Annotated in this window: 15 protein-coding genes; 7 read left to right on the top strand and 8 right to left on the bottom strand. The window is 67.1% G+C overall.

What is annotated here, in order from left to right; all coding sequences use genetic code 11:
• Window positions 1-193: 193 nt before the first annotated feature.
• A complete protein-coding gene (locus tag OG223_RS13810) occupies window positions 194-2,422 on the top strand; it encodes a family 43 glycosylhydrolase (RefSeq protein WP_329247220.1) in 2,229 nt (742 codons plus the stop codon).
• Between the two features lie 7 nt (window positions 2,423-2,429).
• Here OG223_RS13810 and OG223_RS13815 read toward each other — a convergent pair whose 3' ends face one another.
• Window positions 2,430-3,563: an IS630 family transposase gene (locus OG223_RS13815; protein WP_329247221.1), complete on the bottom strand. Its 1,134-nt coding sequence runs from the start codon at window positions 3,561-3,563 to the stop codon at window positions 2,430-2,432.
• A gap of 88 nt (window positions 3,564-3,651) precedes the next feature.
• Window positions 3,652-4,443, bottom strand: coding sequence for an HAD family acid phosphatase (locus OG223_RS13820; RefSeq protein ID WP_329247223.1), 792 nt, complete (start codon window positions 4,441-4,443; stop codon window positions 3,652-3,654).
• A 398-nt stretch (window positions 4,444-4,841) separates the two neighbouring features.
• On the opposite strand from OG223_RS13820, the gene OG223_RS13825 reads away from it, so the two are divergent.
• From OG223_RS13825 to OG223_RS13850, 6 genes are read left to right on the top strand one after another with little or no spacing between them, the layout of a single operon-like run.
• Window positions 4,842-5,009 (top strand): hypothetical protein, encoded by a 168-nt coding sequence (locus OG223_RS13825; protein WP_329247226.1) that lies wholly within the window; start codon window positions 4,842-4,844, stop codon window positions 5,007-5,009.
• Window positions 4,999-5,187, top strand: a complete 189-nt coding sequence (locus tag OG223_RS13830) for a hypothetical protein (protein ID WP_329247229.1) — start codon at window positions 4,999-5,001, stop codon at window positions 5,185-5,187. Before OG223_RS13825 ends, OG223_RS13830 begins: the two co-directional genes overlap by 11 nt.
• Window positions 5,188-5,204: 17 nt before the next feature.
• Window positions 5,205-5,777: a polymorphic toxin type 17 domain-containing protein gene (locus tag OG223_RS13835; RefSeq protein ID WP_329265268.1), complete on the top strand. Its 573-nt coding sequence runs from the start codon at window positions 5,205-5,207 to the stop codon at window positions 5,775-5,777.
• 18 nt (window positions 5,778-5,795) lie between these two features.
• Window positions 5,796-6,023, top strand: coding sequence for a hypothetical protein (locus tag OG223_RS13840; protein ID WP_329247232.1), 228 nt, complete (start codon window positions 5,796-5,798; stop codon window positions 6,021-6,023).
• 7 nt (window positions 6,024-6,030) lie between these two features.
• Window positions 6,031-6,504, top strand: a complete 474-nt coding sequence (locus OG223_RS13845; protein ID WP_329247234.1) for a hypothetical protein — start codon at window positions 6,031-6,033, stop codon at window positions 6,502-6,504.
• On the top strand, window positions 6,477-6,917 hold the full coding sequence (locus tag OG223_RS13850) for a hypothetical protein (protein WP_329247236.1): 441 nt from the start codon (window positions 6,477-6,479) through the stop codon (window positions 6,915-6,917). Before OG223_RS13845 ends, OG223_RS13850 begins: the two co-directional genes overlap by 28 nt.
• A gap of 48 nt (window positions 6,918-6,965) precedes the next feature.
• Here the strand turns inward: OG223_RS13850 and OG223_RS13855 are convergent, their stop codons facing one another.
• From OG223_RS13855 to OG223_RS13880, 6 genes are all read right to left on the bottom strand, one after another.
• Window positions 6,966-8,078 carry a right-handed parallel beta-helix repeat-containing protein gene (locus OG223_RS13855; protein ID WP_329247239.1) on the bottom strand — a complete coding sequence of 371 codons (1,113 nt, stop codon included), beginning with the start codon at window positions 8,076-8,078 and terminating at the stop codon, window positions 6,966-6,968.
• A 43-nt stretch (window positions 8,079-8,121) separates the two neighbouring features.
• A complete protein-coding gene (locus tag OG223_RS13860) occupies window positions 8,122-9,153 on the bottom strand; it encodes a pectinesterase family protein (RefSeq protein ID WP_329247242.1) in 1,032 nt (343 codons plus the stop codon).
• A gap of 2 nt (window positions 9,154-9,155) precedes the next feature.
• Window positions 9,156-10,322, bottom strand: a complete 1,167-nt coding sequence (locus OG223_RS13865; protein WP_329247245.1) for a pectinesterase family protein — start codon at window positions 10,320-10,322, stop codon at window positions 9,156-9,158.
• Window positions 10,323-10,346: 24 nt separating this feature from the next.
• Complete coding sequence (locus tag OG223_RS13870) at window positions 10,347-11,627, bottom strand: pectate lyase family protein (RefSeq protein ID WP_329247247.1); 1,281 nt, start codon at window positions 11,625-11,627, stop codon at window positions 10,347-10,349.
• A gap of 47 nt (window positions 11,628-11,674) precedes the next feature.
• Window positions 11,675-12,457: a rhamnogalacturonan acetylesterase gene (locus OG223_RS13875; protein WP_329247249.1), complete on the bottom strand. Its 783-nt coding sequence runs from the start codon at window positions 12,455-12,457 to the stop codon at window positions 11,675-11,677.
• Window positions 12,458-12,580: 123 nt separating this feature from the next.
• Complete coding sequence (locus tag OG223_RS13880; RefSeq protein WP_329247252.1) at window positions 12,581-13,918, bottom strand: ABC transporter substrate-binding protein; 1,338 nt, start codon at window positions 13,916-13,918, stop codon at window positions 12,581-12,583.
• Window positions 13,919-14,058 lie beyond the last annotated feature (140 nt).

The following is a 14,058-nucleotide window of genomic DNA, read 5'->3' on the forward strand; positions in this document are numbered from 1 at the left end:
GGCCCGTTTCTGATCACTGGTCGCCGCCGCGGCCGGAAAGGGTTGCCGCGGTCACGGGAAAAGCCACGGGAAGGAAGCGAAACTTTCGCTCCTCCCCGTCCCACCCGCACCGATTGACGCACCGCACCCCGCTGGTGACACTCCGAAGGCGCAGCCATTCAACAGAATCCCCCACACCCCCACAGGATGTGCCATGCGACCCCGCACCGCCCGCGCCCTCCTGCTCCCCTTCCTGGCCCTGACCACCCTCCTTCTCGCCCTGCTCGCCGCCCCGCCCAGTACCGCGCACTCAGGAGCACCGCCCGTGACCCACCCCAAGTACGCCGGCTACCTCTTCGCCTACTTCACCGGCGAGGGCACCGCCGACGGCGAGCAGATCCGCTACGCCCTCAGCCGCGGCAACGACCCGTTGCACTGGCGGGAGTTGAACCAGGGCAAGCCGGTCCTGACGTCGACGATCGGCGAGAAGGGGCTGCGCGACCCGTTCGTGATCCGCTCCCCCAAGGGCGACAAGTTCTATCTGATCGCCACCGACCTGCGCATGTACCGGAACAGCAGCGGCAGTTGGGACGACGTCCAGCGGCACGGCAGCAAGTCGGTGATGATCTGGGAGTCGACCGACCTGGTCCACTGGACCGACCAGCGGCTGGTGAAGGTGGCCCCGGACACCGCGGGCAACACCTGGGCGCCGGAGGCCTATTGGGACGACTCGCTCGGCGAGTACGTCGTCTTCTGGGCGTCGAAGCTGTACGCCGACGACGACCCCGACCACACGGGCTCGACGTACAACCGCATGATGTACGCCACGACGAAGGACTTCCGCACCTTCAGCGACCCGAAGGTCTGGGACGACCCCGGCTACTCCGTCATCGACTCAACTGTCGTGAAGTACAAGGACACTTACTACCGCTACACCAAGGACGAACGCGACCCGTCCTCCAGCTCCCCCTGCTCGAAGTTCATCACCGGTGAGAAGTCGACCTCGCTGACCTCCACGTCGTACGACTTCGTCTCCGAGTGCATCGGCAGCGGTGCGATCGAGCGCGGCGAGGGGCCGACGGTGTTCAAGTCCAACACCGAGGAGAAGTGGTACCTGTTCGTCGACGAGTACGGCCTGCGCGGCTACGTGCCCTTCGAGACCACCGACCTCGACTCCGGCACATGGACCCCGTCCACGGACTACCAGCTCCCGGCAAGTCCGCGGCACGGCACGGTACTTCCGGTGACGCAGGCGGAGTACGACCGGCTGCTGGCCGCGTATCCGGCGACGCCGACGTCGGTCGTGGACGCGACGGCGCACGGGCAGAAGGGGTACGCGGTCGTCACGGAGGCCTCGTCGAAGGTGGTGCTGCCGATGCAACCGGGCGCGGATCTACGGCACTTGGCGCCCTCGCTCGCCATCGGCGCGGGCGCGACGGTCAGGCCGCCGTCCGGGACGCGACGGGACTTCCGCACGCCGCAGTCGTACACGGTCACGGCGGCGGACGGAACGAGTCGCACCTGGACGGTGGAGGCGGTGCCGACGCGAAGTCCCGTGCTGCCGGGGCTGACCGCCGACCCGGACGTGCACTATCTCGACGGCCAGTACTGGATCTACCCGACGAGCGACGGCCATGCGGGCTGGAGCGGTACGAGCTTCAAGGCGTACTCCTCAAGGGACTTGGTCCACTGGCAGGACCACGGAGTCGTCCTCGACCTGGGCCCCGACGTCTCCTGGGCCGACAAGAACGCGTGGGCGCCGGCGATCGCGGAGCGCGACGGGAAGTACTACTTCTACTTCTGCGCCGAGCAACAGATCGGGGTCGCGGTGGCGGACTCGCCCGCGGGCCCCTTCAAGGACGCGCTCGGCAAACCCCTTGTGGCGAAAGGGGGTTCACTGAGCGGCCAGATGATCGACCCCGCCGTCTTCACGGACGACGACGGGCAGTCGTATCTCTACTGGGGCAACGGGCACGCGTACGTGGTGCCGTTGAACGACGACATGACGTCGTACGACGCGACGAAGGTGAAGGACATCACGACGGGCGACTTCCGTGAGGGGTCCTTCGTGGTGAAGCGGCAGGGCACGTACTACTTCATGTGGTCCGAGGACGACACCCGCAGCGAGAACTACCACGTGGCCTACGCGACGGGACCGTCCCCGCTCGGTCCGTGGACCAAGCGGGGCACGATCCTGTCCAAGAACCCCGAGTACGGCATCCTGGGCACCGGCCACCACTCCGTGGTGAACGTCCCGGGGACCGACGACTGGTACATCGTCTACCACCGGTTCGCCCTGAACGGGCCAGGAAAACCTGGTGGGGACGGCACGCACCGGGAGACCACGATCGACCGCCTGCGGTTCGCGGCGGACGGGACGATCCGGCCGGTGGTGCCCACCCTCGGGTCGGTCAGCCCCGTACGGACAACCCGTACGAACTAGTGCTGCATCAAGCAACGTTGGCCCTGTCGACGACCGCGCGTAGGCGCCGGTCGTCGGCATGGCGGTTTCGCCAGATGATGTAGCGGCGGATCATGCTGCCTTGTTCCTTGTGGGTGGCGTGGTCGGTGCCGTCGAGGGTGAAGTACCGCAGGGCGGTGAACTGGGCCTCGATCCGGTTCAGCCAGGAGGAGTTCGTCGGGGTGTAGGCGATCTCGACGTTGTTGTCCGCGGCCCAGGTGCCGACCCGCCGGCAGCGTTTCGTGGTCAGGTGCGGGGAGAAGTTGTCGCAGATGATCGCGATGCGGGTGTCCGGCGGGTAGAGAGTGCGCAGGTAGCGGCAGAACTCCAGGAACTGCGTGCGCCTCTTGACCGGCTTGATGTGGCCGTAGAGCTTGTCCTTGGCCAGGTCCAGGGCGGCGAACAGGTGCCGGACTCCGCCGTAACGGTTGTAGGTGGCCCGGCGTCTGCGGCGCGGTTCGCGGGCGGGGTCTTTGTGCCTGCCGCCGCGTTCGGCCCATTGCCGTCCGGGGTGCGGCATCAGGTTGAGCGGACCGAACTCGTCCATGCAGAAGACGACATCGGGTTCGCCGTCCTCGGGTGTGACCTCGCCGTCGGCGATGGCGTAGAGGTGCTCGACGCGGGCCTTCTTGGCCGCGTAGTCGGGGTCGCGGGAGGTCTTCCAGGTTTTCAGGCGTTGAAAGGAGACGCCTTCCTCGCGGAGCAGGATGCGCAGGCCCTCGTGGCTGATGTCGTCGACCACCCCCTCGGCGACCAGGAAGTCCGCCAGTTTGGCCAGGCTCCAGGTCGAGAACGGCAGGTCGTGCTCGGTGGGCCTGGACTTGGCAATCTTCTTGATCTCACGGCGCTCGGGCAGCGTGAACGTCTTGGGGCGGCCGCCTTTGTACTTCGGGTAGAGCGAGTCGAAGCCGTCGGTGTTGAAGTTGTGGATCACATCGCGGACCCGGTCGTCGCTGGTGAACGACACCTCGGCGATCTTCGCTGCCGGCATGCCCTGCGCGGACAGCAGGACCATCTGGGCCCGGCGCCAGGTCACCACCGACCCGGTCCCCCTGCGGATGATCCGCAGAAGCCGCCGCCCCTCGTCATCGTCGATCTCTCGGACACGTACTCGCTCTGCCACTCGGACAGGGTGTCGGACACGCGCCGCCCGGCACAGCATCCGGACGGCGCGTCACATCACAACAGGGCCAACGTTGCTTGATGCGGCACTAGCTGACGAAGTAGGTCGGGTTGGGGATCTTGTACGTCTTGTCGGCGTAGCCCCCGTCGAGGTCCGAGTACTGGTCGCCGAAGTTGGCGATGATGTTGTACCCGAGGTCCTCGATGTGCTTCCGGGTGCCGGACTTGTACTGCACGGTGGTGCAGGTCCAGGTGCCCGGGGTCGCGCAAGCGCTCAGGTAGGCCGGCGGGTTGTCCGCGTCCTTCAGGAACATGTGGTCGGCGTCGAGGTTGACGTCGGCACCGACCTTCTTCAGGTTGTCGACCGCGTAGGTGCGCTGCGACTCCTTCAGGCCCGAGTTGTAGAACACCGTGACGCCCTTGGACGCGGCGTACTTGACCAGCTCGGGGGTGCCGAAGACCTCCGGGCGGTTGGCCTGGGCGACGTACGTGGCCCAAGTGGCCGAGCTGTAGCCGTAGTTGTTCTTCTTCTCGTAGTCGAGGCTGAGCAGCAGCGTGTCGTCGATGTCGAAGACGACCGCGGGCTTGACGCCCTTGTGGTGCTTGCGGACGGCCTCGTCGATGTACTTCTTCGCCGACGCGTCGATGCGCGCCAGGTCCTTGGCGTACGGGCTGGTCGCCGAGGCCTGGTAGACGCCGCTGCTGTCGAGCGCGGTGCCGTAGTAGGTGTCGATGTCCTTCGTCAACAGGCCGATGTTGTACGGCTCGTGCGTCGAGTTCGCCGTCGACTGGCCGGCGGTGGCGACGCCCGTGCCGTACAGGGCGGCACCGGCGACGACACAGGCGGCGCCGAGGGCGGCCGCTCTAAGGGACTTCCGCATGGAATCTCCGGATCTGGTTCCGATGGGTGATGCACCAGGTCAGGGACTGTCTACGCGCATCACACCGTAGAGGCGAGGGTCTTTATCCGATCGATACATAACCCACAGGGTGGGGAATTGCCCGCGCTTGGGGCCCACTTGACCTTCTCTTGGTCGGTTTCCCCTACCGTCCTGGACGCGACTGCGAACGGGGGAACGCGCGATGGGTGACGGCAAGGACCCGGCCAAGGTCCTCGACATCAAGACCGCCGATGTGAAGCGGGCGGCACCGGACTTCCAGACGGCGGCAGTCGATCTGGGCAAGGCGCTGACCGCGCTCGTGAAGTCCCTGGACGGGCTGGGTGAGCCCTGGGGAAACGACAAGCAGGGCAGGGTAGTTCGGCGACTCCCACAAGCCGTTGCAGAAGAAGATCGAGAGCGCGGCGGGCACGCTGGTGCTCGGTCTGACGAGCATTCACGAGGCGATGGCCGACCTGGCGGACGGTCAGGTCGACAACGACGAGTTGATCGCCGGGATGTTCACCGAAGTGAAGGTCACGAAGGCGGACGGTGCCGGTGAGCGTTGAGGACGAGGCCCGGAAGATCCTGCTGCATCTGGGCCTGTGGTGGCCGGAGGCCGGCTCCGGGAAGCTGCGGTCGGCGGCGACGGCCTGGCGCGCTTTCGCCGACGCCGTGGACGACGTACGCGGCCCGGTCAACCAGAGCGCTTCGCCGACACCGCCGGAACCCCCACCGAGTTGGTGACGGCTGACGGCGACGTGGTGTGGCAACGGCGTACGACTCTGTGGGGCACCCGTTTTCCCGCCGCGACGGACGACGCCGAATCCGTCCGGTGCATGCTCCGTTATCCGGGCCGGTACGCGGACTCGGAAACGGGCCTGAACTACAACTACTTCCGCTACTACGATCCGGAGATCGCCCGGTACGCGAGTCCCGATCCCCTGGGACTGGACCCCGCTCCCGACCACTACGCCTACGTCGATTCACCACTGCTGCTGGTGGACCCACTGGGTCTGAAGTGCGAAGAGGTCGTCCCGACGCCGCGGACCGGTGTGAAGGGGCTCCTCAAGGACGCCCAACTACCGCACAGCGGACGGATCCGGTTCGTGCCGCCGAAGGACCTGTCGGTGAACTCGGGGTTGCCGCGTGGCACCCGGAAGGGCTATATCGATAGATTCGGTAATGAATGGATCAAGGGCCCGTCCCGGACGGCCGGGCAGCCCTTCGAGTGGGATGTCCAGTTGAGCAAACCGGGCCGGGCCGAACTCGGCCGGCTCAGCAGAGACGGCAGCCATCTGAACGTGTCCCTCGACGGGGAGATCACGCACAAGTGAGAAAGGACCCACAGCACCATGGAAGACGCCCTTGAGTTCTACGCGGAGGTACGCGTCGTGGACTCGCCCGACAGGCCCGAGACGCTGGGGAAGGTGGGCGCGATCCTGGGGATCACGGAGCCGACGGACGACAGGACCGCACCCGCCTACGCGGTACTGCTCGACAGTGACGACAGCCTGATCCAGTTCCGCCGGGAGCAGATCGAGCCGACGGGGCGGATGCGAATGCGCGAGGACTACTACTGAGGGCACGATGAGATTCGTCAAGGCGGACTGGGATCCCGAGGTGCCCGGATTCCGTTTGGATGCGCACCCCTACCTGGCGGAGCTGCCGCGCCTGCGCGCCGACCTGCCCCCGGGCGCCCTGTCATTCGCCACAGACCCCGGGCACTACGACATGGCGGGCGCCATCCGCTGTGTGAAGGATCTGGAACTGGCCGGCGTCCGTCTCGCCGCCGACAAGAGTGGCGGGCTGGTCCTGGAGTTCGCGCCCAACAAGTTCAAGCACGACTCCGGCCTGCGCATCAGCTATTCAGGTGTGACGCACTTCCGCATCGACTATGAGCACTCCATCGACTGGATGCTGGTCGACACCGTGCTCCTCGACGAGATCCTCCCGGACGAGGACGGCGGGTGCGTGCACGAGATCGCGCTCACCGATGCGAGCATCACCGTACGGTGCCAGGACCTGGAGGCGGTGTGGGAGAGCACGGACAAGACGGGCTGACGTCCCGGGCGATCCCCTCGGGCAACGATGCCGACTACCTCGACCTTCTCTCCCTCCACGTCGGCTTCGACGAATGGGCCGCGTTCGCGCGGGTGTTCATGCCGCGCTTTGTGGAAGTGTCGGGTTGCGTACTGTGGGACCGCGTCTACGAACCCGCCAACTTCCGCACCTGGCAAGAACAGTTGAAGGGCGACGCCACATCGATCGAGGCCATGCTGAACCAGTTCCGGCTGTGGCTCCACATCGACATCCCGGAGGATCCCGAATCCGAGGCCGGCGCCCTCGCGCTGGCCGAGGACATCGCCGTCTCCTGGCACCGCTCGCTGACCGACGCCTTCCCGGACCGCACCTTCGATGTCGCGGCGACCAATTCGGAGGACGGCCCGGTCGTGAGCTTCGTGACGGTCCGGTGAGGACGTGGGCCCAGCCCCGAGACACCCGGACCGGGCCCACCGCACAGGTCAGTTCATCGTCGCGCCGATCGTCGTGGACCCCGTCGTCAGGAACGTCGTCGCCGGCAACGTGCCGCTCGACGAACGCGCGTTGTACGTCGTCGACGCGTCCGTGGAGATGAAGGACGGGGTGGAGATGCCGGAGTCCCAGTTGTTGCCGGCCGAGGTGACCGCGGAACCCTTGCTGACCGAGCCGCCGCCGTTGCTCACCGCGAGGTTCTTGCCGAGTTTGGCGGAGCTGGTGGCGAAGTAGTAGCCCCACTTGCTGTTGGCGTACGCGGTGGTGCGGTTGAGGACGAGGGCGCCGGTGTTGGAGTTCTCGGTGAAGCCGTTGCCCGCGTTGCCCCACGCGGCCGAATTGTTGATGACGTGCGCGACGACCTCACCGTCACCGCCGAGCTTGAAGCCGTTGCCGTCGCCCGCGAACGCCGAGTCGGACCAGCGGTTGACGCCGTTGCCGAAGGACCAGGTGTGCTCGACGGTGACGGGCGTGGAGAAGGACCAGAAGTCGATCCCGTCGTCCGAGTTGTTGTAGAGACGCGCGCCGGTGACGAGGTTGCCGCTGCCGGAGCCGAACTTGATGGCGATCCCGTCCGCGTTCTCGCCGTGTGTCGCGGCGTCGTAATTGCCGTACGCGTCAATGTTCTTGACCGTGTTGTTGACGGTGCCGTCGCCGGTGAGCGTGAAGCCGGAGTCGCCGCCGTTGATGGTCTTGACGTTGTTCCAGTTGGTGCCGGTGCAGGACTGGCAGACGACCGCGCTGTCCGGGGAGTTCTGGAAGGTCAGGTTGGAGACGTTCCAGTAGTCGGCGGTCAGTTTGAAGATCCAGGACCCGGCAGCCAGCGACGAACCGTCGATCTTCACCGTCTCCGAGCCGTACGCGGTGAGCGTGACCGGCGCGGAGGAGGTGCCGTTGGTCGTGGACTGGAGGGTGGTCGTCGGGTAGTACGTGCCGCCGCGCACCTGAATGACCGTGCCGGCGGTGGCACTTGAGATCGCGCTGGTCAGTTCGGCGGTCGTGTCGACGACGACCGTGGCGGCCTGGGCCTGGGTGGGGAGTACGGCGAGGCCAACGCCGAACGCCAGGGCTGTGCCCAGGGTGAGAGCGGTACGACGAGACATAGGAGTGCGGTCCTTTCGTCGTTCTCTTGCTGATAGGGGGACTTCAGGGACGCCAGTCACCGAGGTAGGTCGCGGGGGTGTGCAACGCGGCTTCGGTGGCCGTGAGTTGGGGCCGGTTCTCCGGGACGGTGATCACGGAGCCCGGGCCCGTGTTGCGGTACTCGTTGAAGCGCATCGACTGCCAGGGGTAGGCGTCGCGCATGTTCGTGTAGGGCGCGACCGGGTCGATGCCGGGCCCGATCCGGGTGTCCCGCACGACGAGGGACGGCCAGGCCGTCGTCTCGTACGACGGGACCCACGGCCGGGCCAGCTTGTACGCGGCGTCCTCGGCGCCGGAGGTGATCCGCGAGCGGACCGCGAGGATGCCGTACGGGTTGGCACGGGCGGTGGCCGGGGCGAAGACCATGCCCTTGGGCGTGAAGGCCACGTCCCGTTGGAGGGTGTGGAAGTGACAGTCCGCGAAGACGGCGGTGGCCCGCCCGAAGACGAAGTCGACGTCCCCCTCGATGTAGCAGTGGGTGAAGTACTGCCGGTCGAAGGCATCCAGCGCCGACGTGTCCACGAACAGCGTGTCCTGGTGGGCGAGCAGCCTGACGCGCGAGAACCACGAGCGGTCACCCGTCACATACGCGGCCACCGCCTGCGTCCCCGTGATCTCCGGGTGGTCCGCGCGCAGCCAGTCGTTGGCGAGGGTCAGGTCCCGTACGGTCAGCCCGGGCGCCGCCGAGGTGAAGGTCGCGGAGCCCGCCGTACCGTACGTCCCCGAACCGTCCGGTTTCTGGGTGCCGTTGGCGTTGTCGTAGACGATGACGACGTCACTCGGGTCGCGAGTCGCGCCGCGCAAGGTCAACTCGCCTGCTTCCAAGGGCACGTTGACGACTTCTCGGTACGTCCCCGGGTGTACGACGATCGTCCAGCCGCTGCCGTCCACCGCGTCCACGGCCGCCTGCACCGAGTCACCGGGCCGGACGTGCAGGACACGACGACGGTCGAGCGCTACGGCGGGCCCGGCACCGGCGGTCACCAGACCACCGGCGATTCCCGTCAGTCCCGTCAGGAGTGTGCGTCTGCGCATGGTCATCTCCGTCCCGGCCTCCAGTCGCCGAGATAGGCCTCGGACGTCGCCGACTGGGCCTGCTCCGGGGTGAGTTGGGGCCGGTTCTCCGGGACACTGATCACGGCACCCGGACCCGTGTTGCGGTACTCGGCGAACCGCTGGCTCTGCCAGGGATAGGTGTCCGACATGTTGGTGTACGGCGCCACCGCGTCGATCCCCGGGCCCAGCGCCGTGTCCCGGACGGTGAGCATCGGGCGGGCGGTGGTGTCCGAGCCGGGCACCCAGGGCCGGGCCAACTTGTAGTAGCCGGGCGGGGCTTGGCTGCTGATCCGGCTGTGGGTCACCAGGTATCCGCGCGGGTTGGCGACCGCCGTGGAGGGTGCGAAGACGAAGCCGTACGGTGCCGTCGCCAGGTCGGTGCGGCTGAGCGTCCGGAAGTGGCAGTGGTCGTAGACGGCGGTCGCCCGCCCGAAGACGAAGTCGACGTCCCCCTCGACGTAGCAGCGCGCGTAGTACTGGCGGGCGAAGACGCCGAGGGCGAACGAGTCGGCGTACAGGGTGTCCTGATGGCCCAGGAAGTGGCAGTCGAAGAACGCCGAACGGTCGCCCTGCACCTTGATCGCGACCGCCTGTGTGCCGGTGATGTCGGGGTGGTCGGCGCGCAGCCAGTCGTTGGCGAAGGTGATCCGGCGGGCTGTGAAACCGTTGGTGCGGATCAGCGTCGTGGCCGAGCCGGTCGTGCCGTAGGTGCCCGAACCGTCGGGCTTCTGCGTGCCGTTGGCGTTGTCGTAGACGATGACGACGGCACCCGGGTCCTCGCCGGCGCCGAGCCAGGTCATCTCGCTCGCGGCATCGGTGAGTTGGCCGGTCGCCGGGTCGGTGACGCCGGCGGTGACCGTCTCCCGGTAGACGCCGGGCGCGATGACCAGGGTGTACCCGGCACCGGTCGCGGCGGCGACGGCGGCCTGGACGGTGGTGAAGTCGCCCCGGCCGTACGGGTCGACGTACAGGGTGAGCGGGGTGAGGCGCGCGGCCGGTGAGCCGTAGCGGCCGAACGGGCGGGGACCGGTGACGGCCCGGGCGGGGCCGGAGGCGAGGCCCGGCGTGGCGGCGCCCACGGCGACGGTGCCCGCCGCGAGGAACCCCCGTCTGGACAGGGGACGTCGGAGGTGCTCGTGCAAGGGCATGCGGGTGCTCCTTATGACGAGGGGTCAGCGCAGGCGGCCCGCACCGGCGTTGCGGTCGACGATGAACGGCACGGCCCTCGCGGGGTCGATCTTCGTGCGCAGGGTCGGCGTCCAGCCCGCACCGGACCGGAGGATCTCGCTGGGCACACCGGCGTTGTGGACGGCGATCAGGTCGGTGAGCTCGCCGTTGACGTAGTTGTCGTCGGCAGTGAGCGGTGCCTCGGACCACTTCTTGAGGACAGTCGCCTCGGAGATGCCGGCCGGGACCGTGAACGCGTTGTGTTCCGCGACGAGTTGGGACTCCAGGCCGATGCCGTAGCTGTAGCCGTATCCGGGCTCGGCGACGAAGTGGTTGTTGTAGGAGTCGACCTGTCCGAAGCGGACGCGGGGTGCGCGTTCGACGAGGTTGGAGAACAGGTTGTGATGGAGCGTCACCTTCAGATGGCCCCGGTCGACGGCGGCCGTCGAAGCACTGTCGCTGTTGCCGATGAGGATCGTCTTGTCGTGGTCGGTGAAGACGTTCCAGGAGGCGGTGACGTAGTCGGCGCCCTTGACGATGTCGAGTTCGCCGTCGTGCTGTTCGAAGATGCGCCCGTAGTAGGTGGGCAGTGAGCTGTCCGGGTGGGCGCCGTCGGTGAACGTGTTGTGGTCCAGCCACACATGGGTGGAGCCGTAGATGACGGCGCTGTCGTACTCGGAGTTCCAGTTGCCGGTGTCACCGTCGGTCGGGTCCCACTGCGGGAAGCAGTCGAGCGGGCTCTCGAAGGCCAGGTTCCGGACGATGACGTTGTCGACGGCGGTGATCTGCAGGCTGGCGCCCTTGAAGCCGGCGTTCTTGCCGATGCCGATGATGGTGGTGTTGGCGGGGACGAACGCCTTGATGGCCGTGTTCTGGTTGGCGGCGGAGACCCGGCGCAGGCCCTCGGGGCTGTCGGCGGGCTCGTTGTCGAGGTTCTGGTCGTAGCCCCAGACGGCGGGGTCGTAGGTGGCGAGGTACTGGGCGAAGTCGTAGCCGGGCGCGGCGAAGGAGTCGCAGCCCTCGGCGTTGGCGTCGATGGTCCCCTTGACTCTGATGACCTTGGGCGCACTGCCACCGGCGGCCAACGCGGCTTTGAAATCGGCCCAGTTGGTGACGGTGTAGACGTGGTCGGGGGTGGCGGCGGCGCCACCGCCGGTGCCGGTGCCGTAGGAGGCCCAGCCGTCACCGGCGCCGAGGGTCTCGCGGGCGAGGCTGCGCGGGTGGGCCTGGGCGGTGGTGCTGGTCAGGGCGAGAGCCAATGCCGTGCAGCCCACGAGCGACGCCATGACGCGTGCATGACACATAGATATACGCACTGTGCGGGTCTCCTTGCTCAGAGGGCCGAGGCGTCCGTCGCCTCGGGCCAGGTGATCCAGGACGTGGGAATGTCGTCGCGCAACCGGACGACGTCACGCGGCGCGAGCACCCGAGAGCGCAGCAACTCCCGCGCCACCAGTCGCGCCACGGCGATCGCACCGGGTGGATTGAAGTGCGTGTTGTCCTGCTCGGTGTCGGTCCAGTTGAAGTAGACCTTCGTCTCCTCGACCCCGAGCCGCTGCCACAACGCCAGCGACAACGCCTCGATGTCGAGCAGCGCGACCCGCTCCTGTTGGGCGAGCGCACGCATCGCCGCCGGGTAATCCCCGTGAGTCGGCAGGGCGTTGCCGTCGGCGTCGAACCTGCGGCGCTCGACGGGGGTGGCGAGCACGGGCCGGGCGCCGCGGCTCCGGGCCCCTTCGATGTACAGCCGCAGATAGTCCTGGTACGTCGTCCAGGGCTCGGTGTAGCGGACGGGATCGGCGACCTTCTCGTCGTTGTGCGCGAACTGGACGAGGAGGAGATCGCCGGGCCGGATGACGGCGAGGATCGCGTCCAGCCGCCCTTCGTCGACGAAGCTCTTCGAACTCCGGCCGTTTACGGCTTGGTTGGAGACATTCACCCCTTTGCGCAGAAAGAAGGGAAGTGCCATTCCCCACCCGGTCTCCGGGGTTTCGGTGGTGTACTTCTGGGCGGCCGTGGAATCACCGGCGATGTAGAGCATGCGATCTCGCCGGCCACCCCGTAAGGGAACGGCAGCGAGAGCGCCCAACGCGACTTGCCTACGGGTAAGGGACACGATTGGTCCACCTCTCGGCTTTTGTCTTTCAGGGGCGCGGGGCTGTACCGGCATGCGGCTCCGCCGCGGGGCGCGACCGGCCCCCACCGGCCCACAGCCCCCCGCAATCAGAAACCACCCAACTCAGTGGTTCGTCTTCCAGTCCGCCTGCGCCTTGTTCAACTGGTCGGCCAACGTGTCCAGAAACGCCTTCGCCGTCATCTTCCCCAGCAGCAGCTTCTGGAAGTTCGGCTCGTTGTCCGCCTTGGAGATCGTGTTCCAGTCCGGCAGGTAGTACGGCATCTGCACGATCTTCGTGGAGGTCCCGTTCAACGCCGCCGCCGCCAACTGCGTAGGCTCGGACTTCTGAATCCACGCCGCACTCGCCGCATCCGTGTTGGCGGGAACCTGCCCGGCGGACTCGTTGTACTTCGAGTTCTCCCCCGCGGACACCGCGAACTCGATGAACTTCCAGGCCGCGTCCTTGTTCTTGCTGGACTTGAACAGACTCAGTCCGTCGACGGGGTTGGAGATCTGCACCCGCGTACCGTCGTCCAGCGTCGGATTGGGAATGCCCTTGAACTTGTCCGTACCCAGCGCCTTCAGATGATCCTGATAGGACCCGAGATTGTGACTCAGCATCCCGATCGTGCCGCTGTCCCACTGCGCGACCATCTTGGTGAAGTCGTTGTTGAGGTCGGCGGACGGGGTGTCCTTCTTGTACAGGCTCACGTACTTCGCCAACGCGGCAACATTCTTCGGGTCGTTGACCGTCGTCTTGTCGCCGTTCCAGAAGGACGTGATCCCGGTCTGCCCGTACACCGCGTCCAGGGCCGGCGCGATGGACCCCTCACCGCCGCGAATGGTGAAGCCGAACTTGTTCTTTGCCTTGTCGGTGAGTTTGTCGGCCGCGGCGTAGAACTTCGACCAGGTGGTCGGCGCGTCCAGACCCGCCGCCTTGAACAGGTCGGTGCGATACCACAGCGTGCCGTTGTTGGCGGAGGTCGGGATCTGGTACAGCGTGTCCCCGCCACCGGCGGACTTGCTGACGTCGAGCAGGTTCTGGCTCAACTTCCCGTTCAGGGAACTGGACTTGAGCCGGCTGTCCAACGGCTCCAACGCCCCCTGCACCGCGACCTCGGCAAGCACCGCGGTCCCCACCCCGCCGACGTCGGGCAGCCCGCCGCCCTGGATGGCGGTGTCGTACTTGGACTGGGCGCTCGCCGCCGGTATACCGACGTACTTGACCTTGATGGTGGGGTTCTTCTTCTCGAAGTCCGCGATGATCTGCTTCCAGATGTCGGTACGGACACCGCCGTTGTTGTCCCAGAACGTGATCGTGCCCTTGCCGGAGCCCTCGTCGCCCTTGTCCCCCGCGGCGCCGCTGCCGTCGTCGCCGCAGGCGGTGGCGGTCAGCGCGAGCACGGAGCCCAGGGCGACGGCCATCGCGGCACGCCGGCTTCTGCGGATGCTGGTCTTCATAGGTCGGCTCTCTTCTTGTGGATCCAGCGGGGTCATGAAGGCGCGAGGCATTGGCAAGCGCTTGCTACGGAGGTGCGTCATTGCGACTCCCAACAGGCGTACGGGCAGGGCGGGTTGGCAGGACGATCTGGCAGGACGAG

The organism is Streptomyces sp. NBC_01478 (assembly GCF_036227225.1).
Taxonomy (GTDB): Bacteria; Actinomycetota; Actinomycetes; order Streptomycetales; family Streptomycetaceae; genus Streptomyces.

Bases quoted from the DNA above. Each gene is read 5' to 3' on its own strand.
- OG223_RS13810 (WP_329247220.1), top strand. From the start codon at position 194: ATGCGACCCCGCACCGCCCGCGCCCTCCTGCTCCCCTTCCTGGCCCTG.
- OG223_RS13820 (WP_329247223.1), bottom strand. From the start codon at position 4,443: ATGCGGAAGTCCCTTAGAGCGGCCGCCCTCGGCGCCGCCTGTGTCGTC.
- OG223_RS13840 (WP_329247232.1), top strand. From the start codon at position 5,796: ATGGAAGACGCCCTTGAGTTCTACGCGGAGGTACGCGTCGTGGACTCG.
- OG223_RS13845 (WP_329247234.1), top strand. From the start codon at position 6,031: ATGAGATTCGTCAAGGCGGACTGGGATCCCGAGGTGCCCGGATTCCGT.
- OG223_RS13855 (WP_329247239.1), bottom strand. From the start codon at position 8,078: ATGTCTCGTCGTACCGCTCTCACCCTGGGCACAGCCCTGGCGTTCGGC.
- OG223_RS13860 (WP_329247242.1), bottom strand. From the start codon at position 9,153: ATGCGCAGACGCACACTCCTGACGGGACTGACGGGAATCGCCGGTGGT.
- OG223_RS13865 (WP_329247245.1), bottom strand. From the start codon at position 10,322: ATGCCCTTGCACGAGCACCTCCGACGTCCCCTGTCCAGACGGGGGTTC.
- OG223_RS13870 (WP_329247247.1), bottom strand. From the start codon at position 11,627: ATGGCGTCGCTCGTGGGCTGCACGGCATTGGCTCTCGCCCTGACCAGC.
- OG223_RS13880 (WP_329247252.1), bottom strand. From the start codon at position 13,918: ATGAAGACCAGCATCCGCAGAAGCCGGCGTGCCGCGATGGCCGTCGCC.